This window comes from Bacteriovorax sp. BSW11_IV, from assembly GCF_000447755.1.
Lineage (GTDB): Bacteria > Bdellovibrionota > Bacteriovoracia > Bacteriovoracales > Bacteriovoracaceae > BSW11-IV.
Map to the genome: position 1 here is coordinate 51,456 of NZ_AUNE01000002.1, position 20,224 is coordinate 71,679.

Here is a 20,224-nt window from a genome sequence, read left to right on the forward strand (position 1 = left end):
TTCAGTTAAGTTAATTTAACTGCATTGTCTTTATCGGTAATTATAGGCCCTTAATAAGGGATCATGATGATAACTTAATGTTGTCGTTGTAAGTGTTTGTAAATTAGAAATTATTTTGGTCCAATCTTAAGAGATAAAAGCGAAAATGCCTGTTAAAACAGGCATTGGCCTTCGCTTAATTTAAGATATTTAAGGCCCCTGATTCTAGATATGCTGTCACGTTTGATGTATCAACGCCGCTACCTGAAGCGCCCGCGCCAAAGTGGCCGTAGCTGTTGAAGTGACCTTGAAATTCCATATGGCCGTTACCGTTAACAGGAACCGAACCTGTTGAAGAGTTGAAATCCATTAGATAATCAAAGTCACTAAGTACGATGATATCAGTTGAACATGAATATAAGTGAGAGTCTTCATAAACAGTATTTTCAATTAAAGAAACGATGTAATTTGGTCCATAGCTTAACTCTCTTTTTACATCACTCAAAACATAGGCCCCACTTAGAGAAGCAAGGTCGTATTGGTCAGCATTACCATCATTATCAATATCAAGACCAACTGTTGCATGATCGTTATTTTCTGAAATCTCAGAACACGTACTTCCCGTTGGGTCGCTTGGTAAATTATAAAATCTCATATAGTGATCACTCTCACCAAAGTCAGTGGAAGTTACATTAATACTTAGGGCCTCTGTTGTTTGTAGGTATCTTACGTTTGGAGTAACAGTAAGGTCTGGAACTTGTGAGTCTACAGTATATGTATAATCGATTTTATCTAGGAATGAGCCGTTAGCGCTTTGGCCAGCAATTGATAGACAGTAATTTCCATCTCCAGATGAAATAGGAAATGAACTTGAATAAAGTTGTCCACCTGAAGTTGGATCACAACAACTTCCATTTCCAATACAGTAATAGATTCCAGCAACATCTTGACCTGATAAAGTAATTGTCGGAATTTGTGAATATGTACCAGAGGCCTTGTCTGCATAAAAAGATGGGTCTAAAGCTTCCGATGGAGATGGAATATTTCCACCGCTAGAGCTAGTAGAACTATCTCCTGATGAAGATGAAGAACTGTCACTTTCTGTTGTTGTCGTTGATGAGACCGTCTGTCCACAGTTTTGTCCACATCCTGATACTGCTTCTGAATCACCTGCAGCAAAACTTCCTTCATTACTTGGAGAAGAGCTATTTGAAGAGCTTCCGCTATCTCCAAGAGATGGTGCAGATGAATCAGAAGAAAATGAAGAAGCAGATGAAGAAGGAGAAGAATAACTTGAACCACTTGAAGAAGATGAAGAAGGACTAAAACTTGAACCTATTGATGAAACATTCTCTGGCTCATAGGCCTCACTTTGTTCTGAGGCCAAGTCTTGAATATTATCATTACTTCTTGTTGGTGATTCATTTACTGAACTTGGGGCACGATTTGCTTGATTGGCCACAACGGGCTTTTTACTCGTATTATCATCCCAATACTTTTCAGTATCATAGTCTTTGTAATCCTTTTCGATACTCTCTTTCTTATCAACTTGCGCAACTTCTGGAACTTCTGGTCGAAGAAGGAAAGGGAGTACTAAAGTCGCAACGACTGTTAGTGATGTAATGGGAAATTCTTTAATTGTTTTTAAAATCATAACCGTCAACCTACGTGCAACTAATCGGTAAATAAGAGTTAATTTCTTTAGTATTCTTGATCATTTTTCTTAATAAAACTAAATCAGACGTGATTCTCTATATTTAAGTACTGCAAAGGAGGGTTTCTTAATCCAAATTGTGTCAACTTTTTGTGACAATTGTTTGGCCTCAAGATATTGCCTAAAGTTTCGACATTGTTCGCCAGATTATACGCTTTTCATTTGAAAAAGAAGGAAATAGTTGGTCACTAATTTGCATTGTTAATTTCTATGTATCGCATACTTGTCCTTCTATTCATCTCAATTTGTTCCATGGATTGTTTGTCCATAGAAGTCTTCTTGTGGAAACAATTCCCAGATTCTGTTCCTATTGTAATGGCCAAGAAAGAGGGAGAAAGTCCTAAAGAAGCAATTGATCGCTATTTTAAAAAAATAAATTCAACAAAGAGTCTTAATGAACTTGTCGCGAAAAGTGATATTCAAGATTTTGTAGATGAAGTAGGTGAATTACAATTTCAATATGGAGAGTTTCAAGATTTTAAACTGACCCATGAGCGAATCAACTTCATTGTTGTAACTAACGAACTAAGAGAAATGTATACGGCGCCTTACAACTCACGAATTCAAAATGTGAGTGCGCGATTAAAAAAGTACGGGGCCGATGTGGTTATGCTTCCTGTCGTTCACGATTTAGGACTAAACGCCATTGAAGCAAAAGAGTATAGAGCAATACTCTTTCAATCTTTTGATGCTGATTTAGTTCTCGGCGGTGATGATATTGATCCCTATCTCTATGGTGAGAAAAAAACCTATGCAAAAAATCCAATACGAAAAAGAGACGTTAGCGAATTAAAGTTTGTAAGAGGTTTTATAGAGGCAAAAAAAGGGATCTCATTTGGAATATGTCGAGGCCATCAAATGTGTGCTGTCGCCAATGGGAAAAAACTCTATCAAGATATTCAAATTGAAAAAGATGCACCAGCACATCATGTAAAAGGTGAGCATCCAATTCTCATCGACAGAAGTTCAGATACATTCTCTATGTTTGATTATGAAGAGATAACTGTAAATTCATTACACCACCAAGAAGTACAAGTTTTGGATGATGATCCCGATTACAAAATTACGGCAAAAAGTTTAGATGATATTCCAGTAGTCGAGGCCCTCGAGTTTAGAGATGGCATGGGAGTGACTTTACAATTTCATCCTGAACTTATGTATGATGATATCGGAGAGAAGATTCTTGAGCGCTTTGTACTTCTTGCAAAAAGAACAAAGGCCCAAAGATCATCTTGTTATAATTTTATAGATTTATTTCGCTAGAGTAATTAGCGTAACTGAAAGACCTGCACTTAGGATTCCTAAGATTTTCATAGTATTTACGGGAATTTTCTCAACATATAGATCCCATAAAACACCGGCAATCATTTGGGCGGCAATGAGTCCGACAGTAACTTTAACGGCCCCAATTTTATAAATCCCCCATGGAAGACCAATAACAAAGAGGAATCCGAAAATTCCCGGTACGATATACCACCACTTGAAATTAGTGATTGATGATTTTAATTGGAAAAATGACGGAAAGCTCTCTGGAGTCGTTTTTATAGCAATTAATAAAATCGTACTGGCCAAAAGCGTGATAAGATTACCAAATAGGGCCGTAGTCGTTAGACCTAAGTCATTAGACATATTTCTATTAAGTCCTGCTTGTAAAATTCCAACTGTTCCCAAAAGAAGGGGGATAAGAAGAGCTGCGTTCATATATATTTCCTAGTTAACTTTTAGTAATAAACCTTTCAGATAATCTCCCTCAAAGAAACCACTTGTACGTGGGCAATCATCAGTAAGATTAAATTTCTTTTCAATCACAACTTTTCTTTTCACTCTTTCATCAAGGATCTTATTTATTTGTCCTTCGAACTTTTTCCAAGTGATATTATGTGTGTTTAAGAAAATAAGAATATGCCCACCATTCTTTGTCAAGCGTACAAGTTTTGGCAATAGGGCCTCGTAACTCTTAAATGAAGTCGACATTTTTTTACCGTCACTTGAAGCACTTGGTGGATCACAAACGATGAATGAAAAAGTTTTCTTTTCAGCAAGAAAGTCTTCAACGGCCACTTCAACGGGAGCTTCAATATTTTGATTCAATCCTTCAAGGTCTGGATTAAGGGCGATATTTTCATCTAGCCATGAAAGATACTTTCCAGATAGATCAACACTATAAGTTCTCTTTGCCCCGCACTTTAGTGCAAAAAGTGAATAAGCTCCTGTGTATGAAAATAGATTTAAAACATCTTCAGCATTTTCAAAATAAGGGGCCATTTTCTTTCTTATTGCAGACATGTCAGTGTAAATTCCAAAATCATAATTCTTATCGATAATTATTTTGTAGTTCACACCAAATTCTTGAATTGTTTTTTCAGCTTCAAGAGGTTTACCAATTTTACTTAAATGGATTTTTTGAATTTTTGATCTTTGTGAGAAAGTTCTCTCTTGAAGACAAATAGAGAATTTTTTCCCAGGGAAATAGGCCGTTAATGCCACTTCGATGGCCGTCACAAGAAATCCTTGAAGGGCATACCAAAAGTTTGCATAGTACTGAACCAAAACAGTATCACCAAGAAGTTGCACCATAACACCTGGAACTCTATCTGCCTCACCAAAGACAAGATAATAGTTATCGCGCTCATTGCTTTGAATGAGTTTTTCTCTTCTTGAAAATGCTTCTCTAATTCTATTTTTTAAATCATCTGGGAAGTGCTTAACCGCTTCTACAAATGGAGGCTTTGTCGTCCATACACGTGCCTTTACTTGCTTGTGATTTGGATCATGTAATAGAAGTGAGTTCTCTGTATCTTTTCCATTTGTTCCAATAAGAAAAGTTCTATCCTCAGGAAAGCGTGCCGTAAAACTATCGGCCGTCACCCACGGGTGTCCTTTTTTCATGTATTGAATGGTCATAGTGTGAAGCTGGACCCTTGGATAAGGTCTTTGCAAAATTTCTGGCAAGTACTGGGCCATGATTATTCCTGAATTTTTTGTTTAAGCTCTTCTAGTTCTTCTAGCGTATCTTCAGTGAGAAGAAGAAGTTGGTTCGTTAATAGAAAGGGATCGTCGAATTGAACAATTTCTAAAGTCTCAAGTGACACTTTTTGCTCTTCAGTGATCTTTGAGTAAGGGTCAATCTCATGGCACAACTTTTTTAATAGCTCTGCTTTGTTCTCAAGTTCGAGAATTCTTTTTTCGGGTTCATTGTTAAGAAAGAATTTTCCGCCATTGAGGATATGTGTTGTGTCATTAAATGTACTCATAGGCCCATTCTCTTTGATGTTACTCACTCAGTCAATATATATGGCCCGCCTTTCGCATAAGAGGTCACAGAGGTGGATGATGTTGATATTTCTTATAATGTTAATTGGTGCATTGTGTCTTTTTGAGTTTAGCTCAATTCTTTTTATATTCAATTATTTAAGGGATTTTTTCGGTCATGAAAAGAAGGCCCGACTCCTTGAGCAAGAATTAACTCGTCGAATATTCTTGTGGCACAAGGGTGAAGTTGGGCAAAATAATAAGACCATTCAGTATGGTTTTTATACCGAATTAATTGAGATGTCCTCACTCGTCGCTCGTACATTTGGTGCCGACATATCTTCTTTTCTTAAACAAACTAAAGCAGGGCTAAAGACGTGGGTGAAAATAAAAAAGAAAATCAACTCACAGATTGCTTCCTCACTAATGCAAGCAGCGATCTCAATCGTTTTTATTCAAGTTTTTATGAAAGCTGCACTCTATGTTTTAAAAGGTCGCATAAGTTTTAGTACAACTGGCTTTTTGATGTATCAGCTGGCCGGTATGGTGGTATTTACTATCGTTTGTATTTTTCTCACATACCGTAAAGAACAGGTATTCGCTCCTTGGTTTCTTAAAGTTCACTCTTTCAAATTGCTAACCGATGTTGGTCTCGATGTAGATAGCACTATTGAAAAATCTCAGATTAATACGCTTTTGGCCCAAAAGGGGAGAGACAAGGCCCTCGATTTATTAAGAGAGCAGATGAATACACATATTATGCGATGGAAAGATGACGGTATGGAAATTGCCGCTCCATTAGCGGAATCGCTAAATGATTTATGGGAAACTTATGAAAGGGACATGGAGCTTTTGGCCAAACGTCTTGAAGTCGCAAAGTTTGTATTTTTGTGTTTATTTGCACTGCTTCCATATTTTGCCATGATGCTCAGTTTCTTTGGCTCGTTGTTATTTGTCTAAACATCCGAATATTATTGAAAACTGGCCCTCTCTATAATAGGTTAGAGGGGCCATTATTTTTAATAATTTAAACCATAAGGGATGAATCAAATGAGTCAAACTAACGATAAGCAAATTATCTATTCTATGCACAAGGTAGGTAAGGTTTATAAGAATAAGCATGTTCTTAAAGATATTAGCCTTTCATACTTCTATGGCGCCAAAATTGGGGTTCTAGGTCTTAACGGTGCAGGGAAGTCGACTCTACTTAAAATTATGGCCGGAGTTGATACTGATCACCTTGGTGAAACGACTATGTCTAAAGGCTACTCTGTTGGATATCTTGAACAAGAGCCAACACTTGATCCTGAAAAAACAGTAAAAGAAGTTGTTCAAGAAGGGTGTCAAGAGATCGTTGACCTGTTGAAAGAATTTGATGAAGTTAATATGAAATTTGGTGAAGAGATGAGCGACGATGAAATGAATGCTCTTCTTGATAAACAAGCAAAGCTTCAAGATAAACTTGATGCTTCAAATGCATGGGATCTAGATTCTAGGCTTGAGCTTGCCATGGAAGCTCTAAGATGTCCTCCATCAGAACAAAAATGTGGTGTGCTTTCAGGTGGGGAGAAAAGAAGGGTTGCCCTTTGTCGTCTTCTATTAAAAGAACCAGACATTCTTCTTCTAGATGAGCCTACCAACCACCTTGATGCTGAAACAGTTTGGTGGTTAGAGCGTCACCTTCAAAAATATAAAGGTACAGTCATTGCTGTAACCCACGACCGTTACTTCTTAGATAACGTTGCAGGTTGGATCCTTGAGCTTGATCGCGGTAAAGGTATTCCTTTCCAAGGAAACTATAGTGGCTGGTTAGAGCAAAAAGCAGCTCGTCTTGAACTAGAAGAAAAAACTGAATCTAAAAAACAAAAATCTCTGAAAGAAGAGCTTGAGTGGATTCGTTCAGCTCCAAAAGCTCGTCAGGCGAAGTCAAAAGCTCGTATCAAAGATTACGAACAAAGAGTTAAAGAGCAGAGTGAAAAGAGAAATGAAACAAATGAACTTTTCATTCCTTCTGGTCCAAGACTTGGTAACGTTGTCATCGAAGCTGAAGGTGTATCAAAGGCCTATGATGACAAAATTTTATATGAAAATCTTAATTTCAAACTTCCTCCAGGGGGAATTGTTGGGATTATCGGGGCCAACGGTGCTGGTAAGACGACTCTATTTAGAATGATCAGTGGTACAGAAACTCCAACAAGTGGATCTATTCGCGTTGGTGAAACAGTGAAGCTTGCCTATGTTGATCAAGGGCGTGAGCTTGATCCTAAGAAGACTATTTTCGACGTCATTGCTGATGGCCTTGATATTATTAAAATTGGTGAACAAGAGCTCAATTCTCGCGCCTATATTGGACGTTTTAACTTTGCAGGTGAAGATCAGAAGAAACTTGTTTCTGAACTTTCTGGTGGGGAGAGAAACAGAGTTCACCTTGCAAAAGTTCTTAAAGAAGGTGGAAACGTTCTTCTTCTGGATGAGCCGACAAACGATCTTGACGTAAATACACTGCAGGCCCTTGAAAAGGCCCTTATTGATTACGCCGGATGTGCGGTTATCATTTCCCACGACCGTTTCTTCCTAGATCGTATTGCAACTCATATTCTTGCTTTTGAAGATCAAGGTGAAGTTGTTTGGTTTGAAGGTTCATTCTCTGATTATGAAGAAGATAAGAGAAGAAGACTTGGCGACGCTGCTGTAAATCCTAAGCGCCACCAGTACAAAAAACTGACTCGTTAATTTGGATAGATATGACAAGTAAGATGGTGGTTTCTAAATTTGGTGGAAGTTCGGTTCGTGATAGCATTGCTTTTAAGCGATCGAGTAACATTATTAAGGAAACTGCCAACTTGAAACTTGTTGTGGTATCTGCAACGTACGATACTACTAATCAACTTGAGAAATTGGCCTCTCTCTTTTTATCAAATTATGAAGAGGCCTTTATTCATCTTGATAAAGTCATTGAAAGACATTTAACTATTGCCTCTGAGCTTGAAGTAAAGTCCATGGTTGAAGCTTCTCTTCAAGAGATGGCCAATGAAATTAGAAATCTTGGGCCACAAATTGCTCAGAAAGAATTTGTTCTTGATCACCATATGGATGAGGTTTATGCGCTTGGTGAAAGAATGTCTTCAACGATTTTGTGGGCATATTTACAAAAGATATTACCTCAAAAGAAAGTTATTCTAATTGATGCAAGAGACGTAATCGTTACTAATACTCATTTTAGAAAAGCATCGCCACTTCCGGATGAAATAAAACTTAAGGCCGAAAAAATCTTCACGAAATTATTTGAAGATGATGTCCTCTATGTCTCACAAGGCTTCATCGGTAAGTCAGTTTGCGGTCAAACGACAACTTTGGGCCGTGAAGGAAGTGATTTCTCAGCAGCTCTTTTTGCTGAGGCCATCGGAGCATCTGATGTCTATATTTGGACAGATGTTGAAGGAGTGGCCACTTGTGATCCAAGAGTTGTGAACAACGTTCAATTTATTCCTCACATGTCTTATGAAGACGCTGAGCTTATGGCCACTTATGGAGCGAAAGTTCTCTTTCCAAGAACTCTAGAACCTGCAAAAAGAGGGCATATAAATGTTTTTGTCAAAAATAGTTATGATGCTGCCAAGACAGGAACAGTTATCAATCACGAAAAAGGGAAATATTCTCTAGTCGTTGGTATGGCCTTTTGTGATATTCATATTGAAAACAAAGATTATCTTAAAATTACATTTGTCGGTGATAATCTTTTAAACTCAGATTTTGCTCCTCATACTCACCTTAGTGAACGCGGACTTTTTACTCAAAAGTACGAAGTTACTGAGAAAATCTTTTCTTTCTTAGTTGATAAGATCGATGAGAAGCTCGCCCTTGAGCTCTCTCACAATCTTCTTCTTGATATCCTAGTTTAATAGCTCGAATGTTGGTCTTTGGCCGTGCCACGATATAATTCTAGCAATCTCTTTTACTTTTTTATTTTCTAAAAAGATTACTATATCTACACTCGAAGCAATCATTTTATTGATCGCATCGTGTGAAATACTGTTGCCATTATCACTATAAAGAGAAAAGAGCAGGGACAACCTCGAGAGAGTATCACTTGCACTATTGGCATGAACTGTCGTCATTAGCCCTTTGTGACCATTATTCATGGAAAGTAGAAATGGAATAACTTCTTTTGATCTTATCTCTCCTAAAACAATTCTATCAGGAGTCATTCTTAGAGCATAATGACAGTAGTCCATCAAATGTTTTCCCTCACTATTGGAAGCAAGAAGTTGGGTCCATTCAGTATAGCGCGGATTGATCTCTTCAGTGTCTTCTAGAATAACAACGTGCTCTTCATCTTTTGCACAATTGTTTAAGAGTGATTTTATAAATGAAGTTTTACCTGAACCTGTTGAACCAGCAATGACAATATTGGCCTTGTTATAAAATAATTCTTCTAGAATTTTAACTTGGGATTCACTTGCAAAATCTTTAAGTGTAAAACTCTCTACTGATTGTCTTCTTAGAAAAACTTTCGTTTGTTCATTCGGTGAAAGACCTGGATGAATAAGAGTACATCTAAAAGGAATGTCTGCAATGATTGTTTTAAAACTCGCAAAAGGTTTTGTATAGTTCCAAAAAACTCCGTTTTTAAGGGCCAAAATTTCAATCGCCTTTTTGAAATCTTTTTTCGTATATAAATTATGACGTACGATTTCCTTTTTCGCAGAAGAAAGAAAGTTAATACTGTCATGACCATGACAAATCATTTCATCAAATAGACGCTCTTTAATAAATTTCGATAGTACAGATAGCTCTGTTAAAGATTTATACCACAATTCCAATTCTGACAGTGGCATTACTTCTTTTTTTAAACCTGTTTTAAATTCAACCTTTGACAGACACTCATCAAAACTAAGGATATTTTGCTTATCCAATCCATGATGAAATTCGTCTTTAAATAGATCTGTTATTTTTTCATTAATTTGTTGGTTCATCATTTACTTCCATAAGTTCAGCAATTGCGATTATTTTCTTGTATACTTTTTGATCCGCTCTTCCTTTAAAGATTTTTCCAACAAAAGGAATGCTTGATAGTAATGGCAATGAGTCCGTCTTTTGTGCCTTTATTTCCATTCCAACATCAAAAATGAGTGATGGTTTATTGGCATCAATATAGAAGATGCTTTTTTGCTTGTTCCCACTAATGGCTCCTTCTTCAGACGGACCTGTTAGTTCACTGTTGATATTAAGTTGAAAGCGATTGGCCTTCTTTGAGAGAACAATCTTCAACTTCATCCCTGCAAAATTCCATTGAGTATTAGTGTTGTTCTCACTCATTGTCGTGTAGGGGATATCAGAACCCACCTGCAGTAATGATTCTTCATTTAGTTTTAAAAGAGTGGTTGGGGTTGCAATCGTTTCTACATTAATATCTTTCTTTTGGAGTTTGAATAAGTTGTTCTCAATAATGCTTTTTGCATCTCCGTAAAAAAGATCAGATAGAGGAAAGTTCAGTCCTGACAGACCAAAGTCTCTATCTTCACTATTAATCGTTTCCATCTGAAGGATTTTTACTTTTAGCTTATAATTTTTTGCGACGATTTCTTTTTTAGTAAGATTTACAGCAAATCGCTCTTCCAGATTTTTTTCTTCTTGTTCATCAATGGCATATCCATTGGAGTAGAAACAATTGATTTCAATACCTGAAAGATTGCAATAGATCTCTATACCATAATATGTTTCAAAGTATTGATAGAGCTCTGAGATAACATTTTTAACTAGGCCTTTTGTTAATCTCACATTAAAAACAAAAAGTTCTTTTTCATTTTTAATAAGTTCTTTTAAGATTTTTAATTCATTAACTTTTTGTAGCTGGCCAGTTAATCCAATTTGATCACCATAAAAATCAACACTAAGACCTAATTTTTTTCCTGTGTCTGCAAGGGCCAATAACTTGAGTTGCTTAACTTTTGTATAAACGTAGACTTTGAGTGTTTGTTCTTGGCCATTTTTTAACCAAAGGATAATTTCACTATAGCCTTGCTTCTTTGCCTTTAGCAGGATTGATCCCTTTTTAGAGTTTGACTTAAGTGCCACAACTTCGTTATTCGAAATCGTGTAACGCGATATGTCTTTGATTGAAATCTCTTTGTGTTCACCTAGGCTCAGTAAAATCTTTTGAGTTTGTTCTATCTGATTTCCATAGCTTGGGCCTAGTGTCATGGTGAAAAGCCCCAAAATTACGTGAACTTTTACTAAGTCTTTGACAGAAATGAGCTTTATGGGTATAAATGTGTGCTTAGATTTTAATAATTTAACCAATAATTGAAGTTGTACATATAGGAGCGAGATCATGGTTTCAAGAACAAAAGCAACATGGACAAGAAGAGATAGAAAAACTAAAAATGCTGGTGCTAAAAGAAAAGCAGCTAACAGAAACAAAGGTACTACACCTAAGTTCTCTATCCACCCAGAGAAAAAATAATTCTTTCTAAGAATTTTTATATTTGAAAGGCTTCCTTCGTGGAGGCCTTTTTTATTAATAAGTTTCATTCTTCAACTCCTCAAAGTCTTTTTGAAATAACAGTGCATATTTTCTCGGTAAATCAGTAGTGTTCAAATGAACGAATTTCATGTCTTCACCTTCAAAACAGACATGGAATAAAATTTTTGTGTAATCCATTGGTGCACAGGGATTGTCTTTTTGAACAAATGCGTATGACGTCTCTGGTGCATGCTCTTTCATAAATTTTTGTGCCACTTCTACTAGGAAGTCTTTCTTCTTAAATGTGTAGACAATATCCTGAGCATAAGTAGAGCTTAGAATCATTAAAGAACTAAAAAATAATTTCATAGGGACCTCCAGATTTTGTCGTTTTTGTATTTAGATTTAGACCTCGTGGAAAAGCATAGAGTTGGGCATTTGGATTTTTCATAATGACTTCGAGATCGTCTTTAGGGATCTCAACTTCATAAAGTTCACTCTTGTCGCTAAATATTTGATCTTCAGAATCTAGTCTCTTTAATATGAAGGCCTCTGGACTTAAGAGTTTATTGTTGGCGCCATACAAAGAAACTGGTGTCTTTCCATCTCGTAAAGATACGTGAGACTTTAGCTTCAAGCTCACAACACTTCCTGTGATTTTTATTTCTTCCACTTGTGTTCTCTCAATAGTCGGTGATGCGGCCATTAAGACAGTCAAATTGGTGATGATAAGAACGACAATAAATTTGATGGTTAATTTCTTTTTGATTTTATTTTCAATTTCTTTTGGAAAGAGAAAGTCACTAGTCGTTGTTCCATTCATTTTTGAAATCCTTATGCTTGATAGAAAGTTCTTGTTTTGATTTTTCGAATAAGGCGACAGAGCTAAAACAAATAAGGGCCATCAATCCAAGCCAAATAGCCGTTTCCATTTCAAAGAAGCCTCGCTCCATTGAGTTTTTACGGAGACTTTGCCTTCGTTGAGCGTGAAATCCCCTAGAAATGTTATTCTTTCCGAAATGTAACCACTGCTGTCTACACTTTGTTTGAGTTGCCATTGTTCCTTCTCGATGATGGTTCTGCCTTGTGTATCTCTTTGAAGCAGGACGAGCCCATTACGCTTCAGTGGTAAGCTTTTAGTGTAGGAATAGATATTTTTGAAGGAACATTGCTTTTTTTTGTCCAATAATTTCAAAATTGAAATGGCGTAGTAGGCCTGTTGAAAGACTTTTGTAAGTTTGTGGGTGAGTGTTGCTGCCTTAACGTGGGGACCAGGGATGTTTTTAGCAATAAAAGCATAGTAAATAACATCATTGCTGATAATGATCTTATTTAAGAGATCTTTTGTAACAGAAACTGTTTTTTGAAAGCAAAGGGTGGCCTCCATTTGGTTTGCAACAGTTTCGTGAGTTTTAACAATAGAAAAAGAGAAGTACAAAAAGAAGAGTGCTAAAAAACTCAACAACATAAGAAAGAGAAGACCTATGTGGCCTTCTTCATTCTTTTGCTTGCTCATCTGACATGGACTCAACTTTCTCTTTTCCATATTTTTTCCACTCTTTATAGTAGTGAAGATTTTCATCTTCAAAAAAACAGATAGTCTTAATTCCTAGTGAAAAGGTCGAGAATACTAGAAGTGTGGCGACTATAAGCTGAATAATCATTTCAGTTGAATTCTTTCACTAACATTGCTGGTCATGTTTTTAATACGCTTGTTTAAAACTTCACCGTATTTACCAACAGCGGCCAGACAGAAAATTCCTACTAAGCTCGATATAATGATGTACTCAAGAACACCCTGGCCTTTTTGATTTTTGAAGTTAGTTGTCTTTTTCATAAGCTCTCCTTAGTAAAGTTAGAGTGCTTAATGCGAAAGAAGTGCCATTGCACTTTTGAAAGGAGGGGACTGTTTTTTGATTAGTTGAATAAAGAAGTATGAAAAGACTTTTACTAATCAGTCAGGTTTTTTAACCGCTAGGAAATAACTTCCTCTAAGTTCTCGTTATTGCAGAATTTTTGACGGCATTTAGAATGATTAATATGGACGATAAAACAAAAGTATATGTATTTGCTAAAAAAGAAGTATTCACCATCTTTTTAATCATGGTTGTGGCCTCTTTTGCGTCGTTTTTACTTGGTGTAAAAATTGGCGGAGAGTTTGCGATGAGAGACGCTGGAATTACAAGTAAGATGCAGCAGGCGATGAAGGAAAGGCCTGAGATGGATTTTAAATCTACTGAAGAAGAAAGCGTTGAGAACATTGTTGAGACTCAAACAGAGAAGCCGAAGGATAAGAAATCCGATGATGCTTACAGAGATGAAATCCAAAAGAAAATTGAAGAAGAATTTAAGATGGAAAATGATAAATTCAATGAAAGTTCTTCGAAAAAAACGATGCCCGAAACAACAAGTGTAGCAGCGAGACCTCAAGAGGTTGTCGCTGCATCTGCTCCTTCAATGCCTGAAACTGAAAAAGTTAAAAAGAACGAGTGGACAGGAAAGCATACAATCCAATTGCGCGCTTACAAATCAAAAGACGATGCTGAGGAATTTGCAAAAACTGTAACTGTTCGTGGTTACGATCCAATTATTTACGAAACAGAAGTTGATAGTAAAGGGAAGTGGTTCCGCGTTAGTGTTGGTGTTTTTGACTCAGTGAGTGAAGCAAAGGATTTTGTTTTAAAAAACCAGTCTTTTTTCACAGGTTCTGACTACTTTTTTGCAAAGTTTGAATAATCCCTTCTTATCCCTTTGATCCTTGTATGCTATATTTAACCTTTGTACGAGGAGAAACCCATGTCTTTAAAGGTATTTTGTCTAGTTATGGCCGGTGGAAGAGGAACTCGCTTTTGGCCAGAATCAACACAAAGCCGTCCCAAACAATTTTTAAATCTCACTGGAGATACACCACTTTTATCCCAAACGCTTGAGCGATTTGATGATTTAGTGAATGTTGAAGATAGATTTATTGTTACAGTTAAAGAACAAGAAGAACTCGTGCGTGATTCTAGTCAGGATTTGATAGGTGATGGCAATATCATTTTTGAACCAGCTGGAAGAAATACGGCCCCTTGTATTTTACTATCACTTGCAAGACTTATTGCCGGTGGAGCTAAAGATAATGATTTGATGGTTGTTGTGCCATCGGATCACGTTATTTTAAATAAACGTGGTTTTCAATCGACGATTCGCAAATCAATCGAGATTGCTTCTGAAAGAAAAGAGATTGTTACAATTGGAATTATTCCGCACTTTCCCCATACTGGATTTGGTTATATCGAAAGAGGCGAGGCCATTTCGAATGGATATCGCGTAAATCAGTTTAAAGAAAAGCCCGATTTTGAGACTGCTAAAAATTATCTTTCAAGTGGGAATTTTTATTGGAATGCTGGGATGTTTGTTGCTCCGATCAAAACTTTCAAAGATGAACTCTTTGCACATTCACCAGAGATTTCAAAATTCTTTGATCCTTTGTTAACGAATATCGATAACCCGGCCAAGTTGGCCGAAATATATTCTCAGATTCCTGAAGACTCCATTGATTATGCAGTAATGGAAAAATCTAGTCATGTGAGTGTATGTCCTGCTGAATTTGATTGGAATGACCTTGGGTCATGGGATGCTCTTGAAGCTGTTATTCAAGAACAAGAAGAAAATACGATCGTTAAATCTAAAGGACACTACTTTGAAAATGCTAAAGGTAATATCATCTTTGCTCCAGATAAGTTCGTTTCGCTAATTAATGTTGATGATCTTATTGTTGTCTCAAATGAAAAGTCTGTGGTTGTTCTTCCTAAGAAAGACTCTCAACGAGTGAAAAATATCGTGGAATATTTGAAAAAATCTGATTTAGGTAAGGATCTTCTTTAGTAATTTCAGTACATTATCTGTGTTTAAGATTTAGTCATAGGGCCGTATTTCCTACAGGCCCTGTGTAATCCTAGTGCTTTATCAGCGATAATCACCAACATTATATTGAAATAAACATGAGAGTTTCTATGAAAAAGACACTGATATTTTTGATGTCAATCACAGCTTTTAGTAACACATTTGCGAACTCATTTTGGGGTCGCTCATCGATACCACTAAATCCAAGAATTACATATCAACAAGGTCTGGATATGGCCGAGTTTCAGGAGAACTTTTCTCAAACAACTTCAGAGTTGAGAAATGCCTATGTTCGTGAGGCCATTAGTCTAATGGAAGCAGGGGCACTTGGTATGGAAGCGATGGAAATGGTGCTGAAATTTGATGATCGCGTTTACGATCGTAGACAGGTCGCTAAGAAAGGCATGGGTGAAACCATTGCAAATTATGTTAGAAATGGAATTGAACTTTTGAATGAGGCCTACGAAAACGAAGGTGGCACAAGAAAGCTTGATTGGTCTTCTTATGAGTCTAAATTTGATATGCATGTTCTTTGGGGTGTTCGTCCAGGAGCAGGTGTATATGCCGTTTTACGCGTTATTAATAAAGAGACAGGAATTTCTCGCAGCTATGCCGCCAGAGGTTCAGCGCTTCAGATGAATGTTGTGGGATATGCTCTTGCTTCTCAATTATTTAATTCAGTTCACAGAACAACTTTTCCACTAAAGGCCACATTAGGGCGTGAAACTGTAACGATAAGTGGTATTCGTACATTTCAAACAGCAGGTAATGTTCAATATAGAACAATGCTTAAACAAGTTTCAAAATACTGTGAAGCAAAAGGTGAGAGGCTGCCCTCTACTTCTGAATTAACATCATTGTTTGCTCGAGGTTTATATCACGGTGGACTAAGCATGGGCCTTAAAACTGAATGGGCCGCAAAGAATTATGGATATGAATACAATGTTGTTAGTTCCCAATGGCCAAGTGGATTATCTATGGCCCTTGAGAACTATCCTTATAGCAGAACGCTGACATATATCTGTGTTAAATAGTCCCAAGACATCTCTTGTAGACGTCATCTATATTAGCTAGATATATATTTTTAATTTCAGATTGGGTCGGTACATTTAATTTAAATTGCTGACCCTTTTTTTTGACTTCTTTTTCAATAATTCCATGAAAGCTCTTTGCATCTTTAGCACTAAAGCTTGCTTCCTGAACAATTGGGTAAATCTCTTCTCTCGTTAGATCACATTGATCGATAAGTTTGTGGAGATAATAACTTGATAGGTAAGTGAAGTTATCATGAATTCTTTTTTCGATATTATCTTCAAGCACCACAAGATCGTTTATTGTTGAACTTAGGCGATCAACTCCGTAAACAAGTAGGCCAAATGCATCTGGTAACATCATGCGCTCGGCAGATGAATGGGAGATGTCTCTTTCATGCCAAAGAAGAGTGTTTTCAAGGGCCACATGAATGTGAGAGCGAAGCATTCTTGCTATCCCTGTTAGATTCTCTGCACTGATGGGATTTTTCTTATGAGGCATTGTTGAAGAGCCTTTTTGTCCCTTTGCAAAACCCTCTGCCGCTTCAGCAACATCTGAGCGAGAAAGGTGGCGGATTTCGATTGAAACCCTTTCAAGTGCCGCACCCATGAGAGAAGTAATGGAAATTAACTTTGCGATACGATCTCTTGGAATAACTTGCGTTGAGAGCTCTTCAACGTTTAGGTGCAGTTTCATGGCCGCAAGTTTTTCTACTTTTGGCGTAAGAATAGTATAGTTTCCTACTGCTCCTGAAAATTGGGCAGTAAGTTCTGTTTCTGAAAAGATTTTTAAGTCTTCGTATCTGCGTTTCCATTCAGTATAAAAAGAAAGAAGTTTTGCACCAAAACTCATCGGCTCTGCATACATACCATGACTTCTTCCAATGCAAAGAGTGTTCTTATGCTCTAGGGCGCGCGTTTTAAGGGCCACAAGCAAGCTCTCCAAAGAAGTAAGGGCAATATTGAGGGAGTCCCTGATTTGAAGAGAGAGGGCCGTATCAATAATATCTGAAGAGGTTACACCGTAGTGAAAGTATTTTGAGAACTTTTCATCAACTTGTTCGGTGATAGAACTACAAAAAGCGATGACATCATGTCTTGTTACTTTTTCAATTTCATGAATTCTGTCGATATTGATTTTTGCTTTTGAAAACTTTTTAGCTACACCTGAAGGGATCATTTGTTCTTCTTCAAGGGCCTCTAAAAGAGCGATCTCCGCTTTTAAGAAATAATGAAATTTTGCCTCTTCTGTCCAGAGCGAAGAGATCTCTTTTTTTTCATAACGAGGAATCATAATTAACCTTTAAAAATAGTAAGAAAACTCAAGTCCAGTTGATATCCAGGATGTCACAAGAGTTGTTTTAACACTTGTGTTACTCTCATTCGCTGAGCGTGAGAGTACACCTAAGTGGTAATCTGCTTTAATTCCTGCTTGAGTCGAAGGTCCAAATCTTTTGAAAATTCCATAGCTGGCCCTAAGACCAGGGCCAGAGAAACTTTCTTCTTCAATCGTTGTGCTCATATAAGTGATATGACTTGAAATAATATCAAAATAGTCTTTTGATTGAATAAAATCTTGAATAAGCGTTGATCTCAATTTTAAACCGACACCGATTTCAGTAATTGAATAAGTCGTATTTTCAAAATCAATATTGAGGTCTTTTAAACTTGAAGAATTGATGTTGGCAACTTCATTAATTTTCGTCGTTGTTTGGGCCACAAGAAAATCGAGGAAGTAGCGGCCCCATTTTGTTGCTAAAGAGGCCTCAAATCCTGAAAGCTCCATAGCATTCATAAGGTCGCCATTAATAAAGTATTGGCCAGATAAAATCCAATTGTCTTCTTTCGTTGAGTGAGAGTAAGACAATCCCGTTTGCTCATCAATTCGATTTGTAACAAAGTCGTCTTCTATAGCATCTGCGGCATTGGCCTTAGATAAAGAAAAAGTAATAATCAATAGGGCCATTAGTACAATAATATTTTTCATAATTACCTCTTTACCTTAGTGGCAAGACGCTCAAAGTTTTGTCCAGGAAAGTCTTCAACACCAATAGTTGATGCCAGTTTGATCTTCTCTCTCGTGTGATTAAAACGGGCCTCTTCTAAACGAGTTCTAGCATCAATCAATCCCATTAAAGAGAGGTGATAGTCATTATAAGAAACTCTTTTATTGAGATAATTTTCAAGAGCGGAATCAAAGCTCTTTTGTAGTGTCGGCAAATTGGCCTCAAGAATTGTAATGACGTTCTGGTATTTTTGAATTGCCTTGTAATGGTTTCTGATATCACCATTTGCATTTCTAATGGCCGCTTCTTTTTGTTTGAATGCAAGGGCCTTTGTCGCCGCTGAGATCTCTCTTCTTCTCGAATTTAAGATACCATCGCGACCAGTTAGGGCCCATGTCGCATTGATGGCCGCTACAACTTCTACGTTATTATTGTTTGAACCTGTTCTATAACGAGTTGAGTTTTCATCATCGCCATAAGTGTAATTATAAGCACCAAGTTTGATTGAAACTTTTGGAAGTGGAAGGTCCTGTCTTCTTGTAATTTCTTCATCTCTTTTCGCAAGATCAATGGCAAGATCAAAGTCTCTTACTAGGGGATTATTTTTTTCGCTCAACTGAATTGATTCATTGAACGATAGACGAAGCTTTTCATAATTAAGTTCATCTTCTGGAACATATCTTGTTCCTACTTTGTCTCCGATAAGTGTTGCGAGATTTTCATCTGAAATAAGAACATCATTTTTTGCATTATGATAGGCCTCTTGTGCGAGTAGATATTCCGAACGTGCTTGATAAAATTCTTGTGCAGTAATTTTTTTAACGGATGCTTTTTCTTTATTTAGACGGTAGATGAAAGAAGCGTGTCTCAGTTGATCTCTTGCAATTTCTTCAACTTTTTTAGTTTTTAAAAGATCGAAGTAGGCGATGATGACGTTGTGTTTGAGATTTCTTTTTTGTTCTTTAAACTGTTCTTTTGTGCGCTCGTAAGTTTGTTTATCATTTAGATATTGCAGATAATCTTTACCCCAATTGAAGAGAGTATAGTCATCGAAGCCGAGGCGGATATAACCGCTGGCCTCTTTAGATGTTGCGCCACTATTTTGATTACCAGATTTAACTGTGGCAATTCTTTGTTCTTCACTTACAAAACTAATGGCCAGTTTTGGCACCCAAAACTCTGTCTTAGTATCTTCAAAATTAAGATCTAAGAGGTAGTCATTTTGCACGCGGGCCTTTTCATTAAAGTTGGCACGTAAGGCCTGTTCAATGGCCCCTTGTAAACTTAAATTGCGAAAGAACTCTTTGAGATTGTCTTCGTTTTTATTTTGGAAATACATCTCTTCTGAAGAAAGCTCATCGCTCGCATTTTGGGCCTGTAGTTGACTAGGATAGACAAGCAAGATGCTCGCACCCATAAGAATTGGAATGAATTTTTTTTGCATAGTGTGTGTTGTGTGTCTCAATAATTAATTATTAAGAAAATGATAAGAATTGACCCTGTGTTTGTAAAGTTAAAGGTAGATTCCCGGGCATCCTTGGCGCACAATGTCTTCTTCTAGGCGGTTTATTTTTAGATTTGTTAATTCTAACTCATGGCGTAGGTGAGACTCATTACTTTTTAGTTTACGTTTAATGCTTTTCTTTTGGGCAGGGGTAAACTCTTGAAGCTTAACATTTCTGGCCAAAAGGGCCTGTAAATTTTGTTTATGGTCTATTTTTTGAACTCTTTTCTCGGTTAAAGACGTGCAACGGCGCGTAATACTGGGGTCAGTAATAACCGATCTCTTATAATCTCCTGCAAAGGCGACTATAATGGAACTCATAAATAGTATGGAAAACAAATAGCTTTTCTTCATTAAAAATAATTTTAACATGACTTTTCTTAA

Annotated in this window: 23 protein-coding genes; 8 read left to right on the forward strand and 15 right to left on the reverse strand. The window is 36.9% G+C overall.

What is annotated here, in order from left to right:
- Positions 1–175: 175 nt before the first annotated feature.
- On the reverse strand, positions 176–1,633 hold the full coding sequence (locus M899_RS00190; protein WP_021269346.1) for a hypothetical protein: 1,458 nt from the start codon (positions 1,631–1,633) through the stop codon (positions 176–178).
- Between the two features lie 339 nt (positions 1,634–1,972).
- Between M899_RS00190 and M899_RS17295 the strand changes: the two genes are divergently transcribed.
- Entirely contained in the window at positions 1,973–2,956 is a 984-nt protein-coding gene (locus M899_RS17295) for a gamma-glutamyl-gamma-aminobutyrate hydrolase family protein (protein WP_052610284.1), read from the forward strand.
- On the opposite strand, the gene M899_RS00200 is transcribed toward M899_RS17295, so the two are convergent.
- From M899_RS00200 to M899_RS00210, 3 genes are read right to left on the reverse strand one after another with little or no spacing between them, the layout of a single operon-like run.
- The gene (locus M899_RS00200; RefSeq protein WP_021269407.1) at positions 2,945–3,394 is read right to left on the reverse strand and encodes a DMT family transporter; all 450 of its coding nucleotides are present in this window, start codon (positions 3,392–3,394) and stop codon (positions 2,945–2,947) included. The two genes, M899_RS17295 and M899_RS00200, sit on opposite strands and share 12 nt — an antisense overlap.
- A 9-nt stretch (positions 3,395–3,403) precedes the next feature.
- Complete coding sequence (locus M899_RS00205) at positions 3,404–4,657, reverse strand: class I SAM-dependent rRNA methyltransferase (RefSeq protein WP_021269351.1); 1,254 nt, start codon at positions 4,655–4,657, stop codon at positions 3,404–3,406.
- 2 nt (positions 4,658–4,659) lie between these two features.
- Positions 4,660–4,947, reverse strand: coding sequence for a hypothetical protein (locus tag M899_RS00210; RefSeq protein ID WP_021269370.1), 288 nt, complete (start codon positions 4,945–4,947; stop codon positions 4,660–4,662).
- Positions 4,948–5,044: 97 nt separating this feature from the next.
- Here M899_RS00210 and M899_RS00215 point away from each other — a divergent pair, with 97 nt between their 5' ends.
- The 3 genes from M899_RS00215 to M899_RS00225 all read left to right on the forward strand — a co-directional run bounded on the left by M899_RS00215 (position 5,045) and on the right by M899_RS00225 (position 8,847).
- Positions 5,045–5,905, forward strand: a complete 861-nt coding sequence (locus M899_RS00215) for a hypothetical protein (RefSeq protein WP_231370241.1) — start codon at positions 5,045–5,047, stop codon at positions 5,903–5,905.
- Positions 5,906–5,995: 90 nt separating this feature from the next.
- Positions 5,996–7,678, forward strand: a complete 1,683-nt coding sequence (ettA, locus tag M899_RS00220; protein WP_021269413.1) for an energy-dependent translational throttle protein EttA — start codon at positions 5,996–5,998, stop codon at positions 7,676–7,678.
- 11 nt (positions 7,679–7,689) lie between these two features.
- The gene (locus tag M899_RS00225) at positions 7,690–8,847 is read left to right on the forward strand and encodes an aspartate kinase (protein WP_021269378.1); all 1,158 of its coding nucleotides are present in this window, start codon (positions 7,690–7,692) and stop codon (positions 8,845–8,847) included.
- Here the strand turns inward: M899_RS00225 and M899_RS00230 are convergent.
- Positions 8,839–9,921, reverse strand: a complete 1,083-nt coding sequence (locus M899_RS00230) for a CpaF/VirB11 family protein (RefSeq protein ID WP_021269409.1) — start codon at positions 9,919–9,921, stop codon at positions 8,839–8,841. The two genes, M899_RS00225 and M899_RS00230, sit on opposite strands and share 9 nt — an antisense overlap.
- Positions 9,905–11,248 (reverse strand): pilus assembly protein N-terminal domain-containing protein, encoded by a 1,344-nt coding sequence (locus M899_RS00235; RefSeq protein WP_196801705.1) that lies wholly within the window; start codon positions 11,246–11,248, stop codon positions 9,905–9,907. Before M899_RS00235 ends, M899_RS00230 begins: the two co-directional genes overlap by 17 nt.
- A gap of 31 nt (positions 11,249–11,279) precedes the next feature.
- On the opposite strand from M899_RS00235, the gene M899_RS18705 reads away from it, so the two are divergent.
- The gene (locus M899_RS18705) at positions 11,280–11,411 is read left to right on the forward strand and encodes a hypothetical protein (RefSeq protein ID WP_021269380.1); all 132 of its coding nucleotides are present in this window, start codon (positions 11,280–11,282) and stop codon (positions 11,409–11,411) included.
- Positions 11,412–11,465: 54 nt separating this feature from the next.
- Here the strand turns inward: M899_RS18705 and M899_RS00240 are convergent, their stop codons facing one another.
- From M899_RS00240 to M899_RS18280, 5 genes are all read right to left on the reverse strand, one after another.
- Complete coding sequence (locus M899_RS00240) at positions 11,466–11,780, reverse strand: hypothetical protein (protein ID WP_021269397.1); 315 nt, start codon at positions 11,778–11,780, stop codon at positions 11,466–11,468.
- Entirely contained in the window at positions 11,764–12,234 is a 471-nt protein-coding gene (locus tag M899_RS00245; RefSeq protein ID WP_021269371.1) for a hypothetical protein, read from the reverse strand. Before M899_RS00245 ends, M899_RS00240 begins: the two co-directional genes overlap by 17 nt.
- An 81-nt stretch (positions 12,235–12,315) precedes the next feature.
- Positions 12,316–12,873 carry a hypothetical protein gene (locus M899_RS00250; RefSeq protein WP_155897013.1) on the reverse strand — a complete coding sequence of 186 codons (558 nt, stop codon included), beginning with the start codon at positions 12,871–12,873 and terminating at the stop codon, positions 12,316–12,318.
- Between the two features lie 34 nt (positions 12,874–12,907).
- Positions 12,908–13,075 (reverse strand): hypothetical protein, encoded by a 168-nt coding sequence (locus M899_RS18275; RefSeq protein ID WP_021269368.1) that lies wholly within the window; start codon positions 13,073–13,075, stop codon positions 12,908–12,910.
- The gene (locus M899_RS18280; protein WP_021269388.1) at positions 13,072–13,248 is read right to left on the reverse strand and encodes a hypothetical protein; all 177 of its coding nucleotides are present in this window, start codon (positions 13,246–13,248) and stop codon (positions 13,072–13,074) included. Before M899_RS18280 ends, M899_RS18275 begins: the two co-directional genes overlap by 4 nt.
- Before the next feature lie 203 nt (positions 13,249–13,451).
- Here M899_RS18280 and M899_RS00255 point away from each other — a divergent pair, with 203 nt between their 5' ends.
- From M899_RS00255 to M899_RS00265, 3 genes are all read left to right on the forward strand, one after another.
- Positions 13,452–14,147, forward strand: coding sequence for an SPOR domain-containing protein (locus M899_RS00255; RefSeq protein WP_021269375.1), 696 nt, complete (start codon positions 13,452–13,454; stop codon positions 14,145–14,147).
- Positions 14,148–14,207: 60 nt separating this feature from the next.
- Positions 14,208–15,281 carry a mannose-1-phosphate guanylyltransferase gene (locus M899_RS00260; protein ID WP_021269391.1) on the forward strand — a complete coding sequence of 358 codons (1,074 nt, stop codon included), beginning with the start codon at positions 14,208–14,210 and terminating at the stop codon, positions 15,279–15,281.
- 128 nt (positions 15,282–15,409) lie between these two features.
- Entirely contained in the window at positions 15,410–16,333 is a 924-nt protein-coding gene (locus tag M899_RS00265; protein ID WP_021269344.1) for a hypothetical protein, read from the forward strand.
- On the opposite strand, the gene purB is transcribed toward M899_RS00265, so the two are convergent.
- The 4 genes from purB to M899_RS00285 are packed head-to-tail and all read right to left on the reverse strand — an operon-like array spanning position 16,326 to position 20,212.
- Positions 16,326–17,624, reverse strand: coding sequence for an adenylosuccinate lyase (gene purB, locus M899_RS00270; RefSeq protein ID WP_021269356.1), 1,299 nt, complete (start codon positions 17,622–17,624; stop codon positions 16,326–16,328). The genes M899_RS00265 and purB overlap by 8 nt on opposite strands.
- 9 nt (positions 17,625–17,633) lie before the next feature.
- Positions 17,634–18,317, reverse strand: coding sequence for a hypothetical protein (locus tag M899_RS00275; RefSeq protein WP_021269348.1), 684 nt, complete (start codon positions 18,315–18,317; stop codon positions 17,634–17,636).
- Positions 18,318–18,319: 2 nt separating this feature from the next.
- Positions 18,320–19,801 (reverse strand): TolC family protein, encoded by a 1,482-nt coding sequence (locus tag M899_RS00280; RefSeq protein WP_155897015.1) that lies wholly within the window; start codon positions 19,799–19,801, stop codon positions 18,320–18,322.
- Positions 19,802–19,849: 48 nt separating this feature from the next.
- Entirely contained in the window at positions 19,850–20,212 is a 363-nt protein-coding gene (locus tag M899_RS00285; RefSeq protein WP_034727089.1) for a hypothetical protein, read from the reverse strand.
- Positions 20,213–20,224 lie beyond the last annotated feature (12 nt).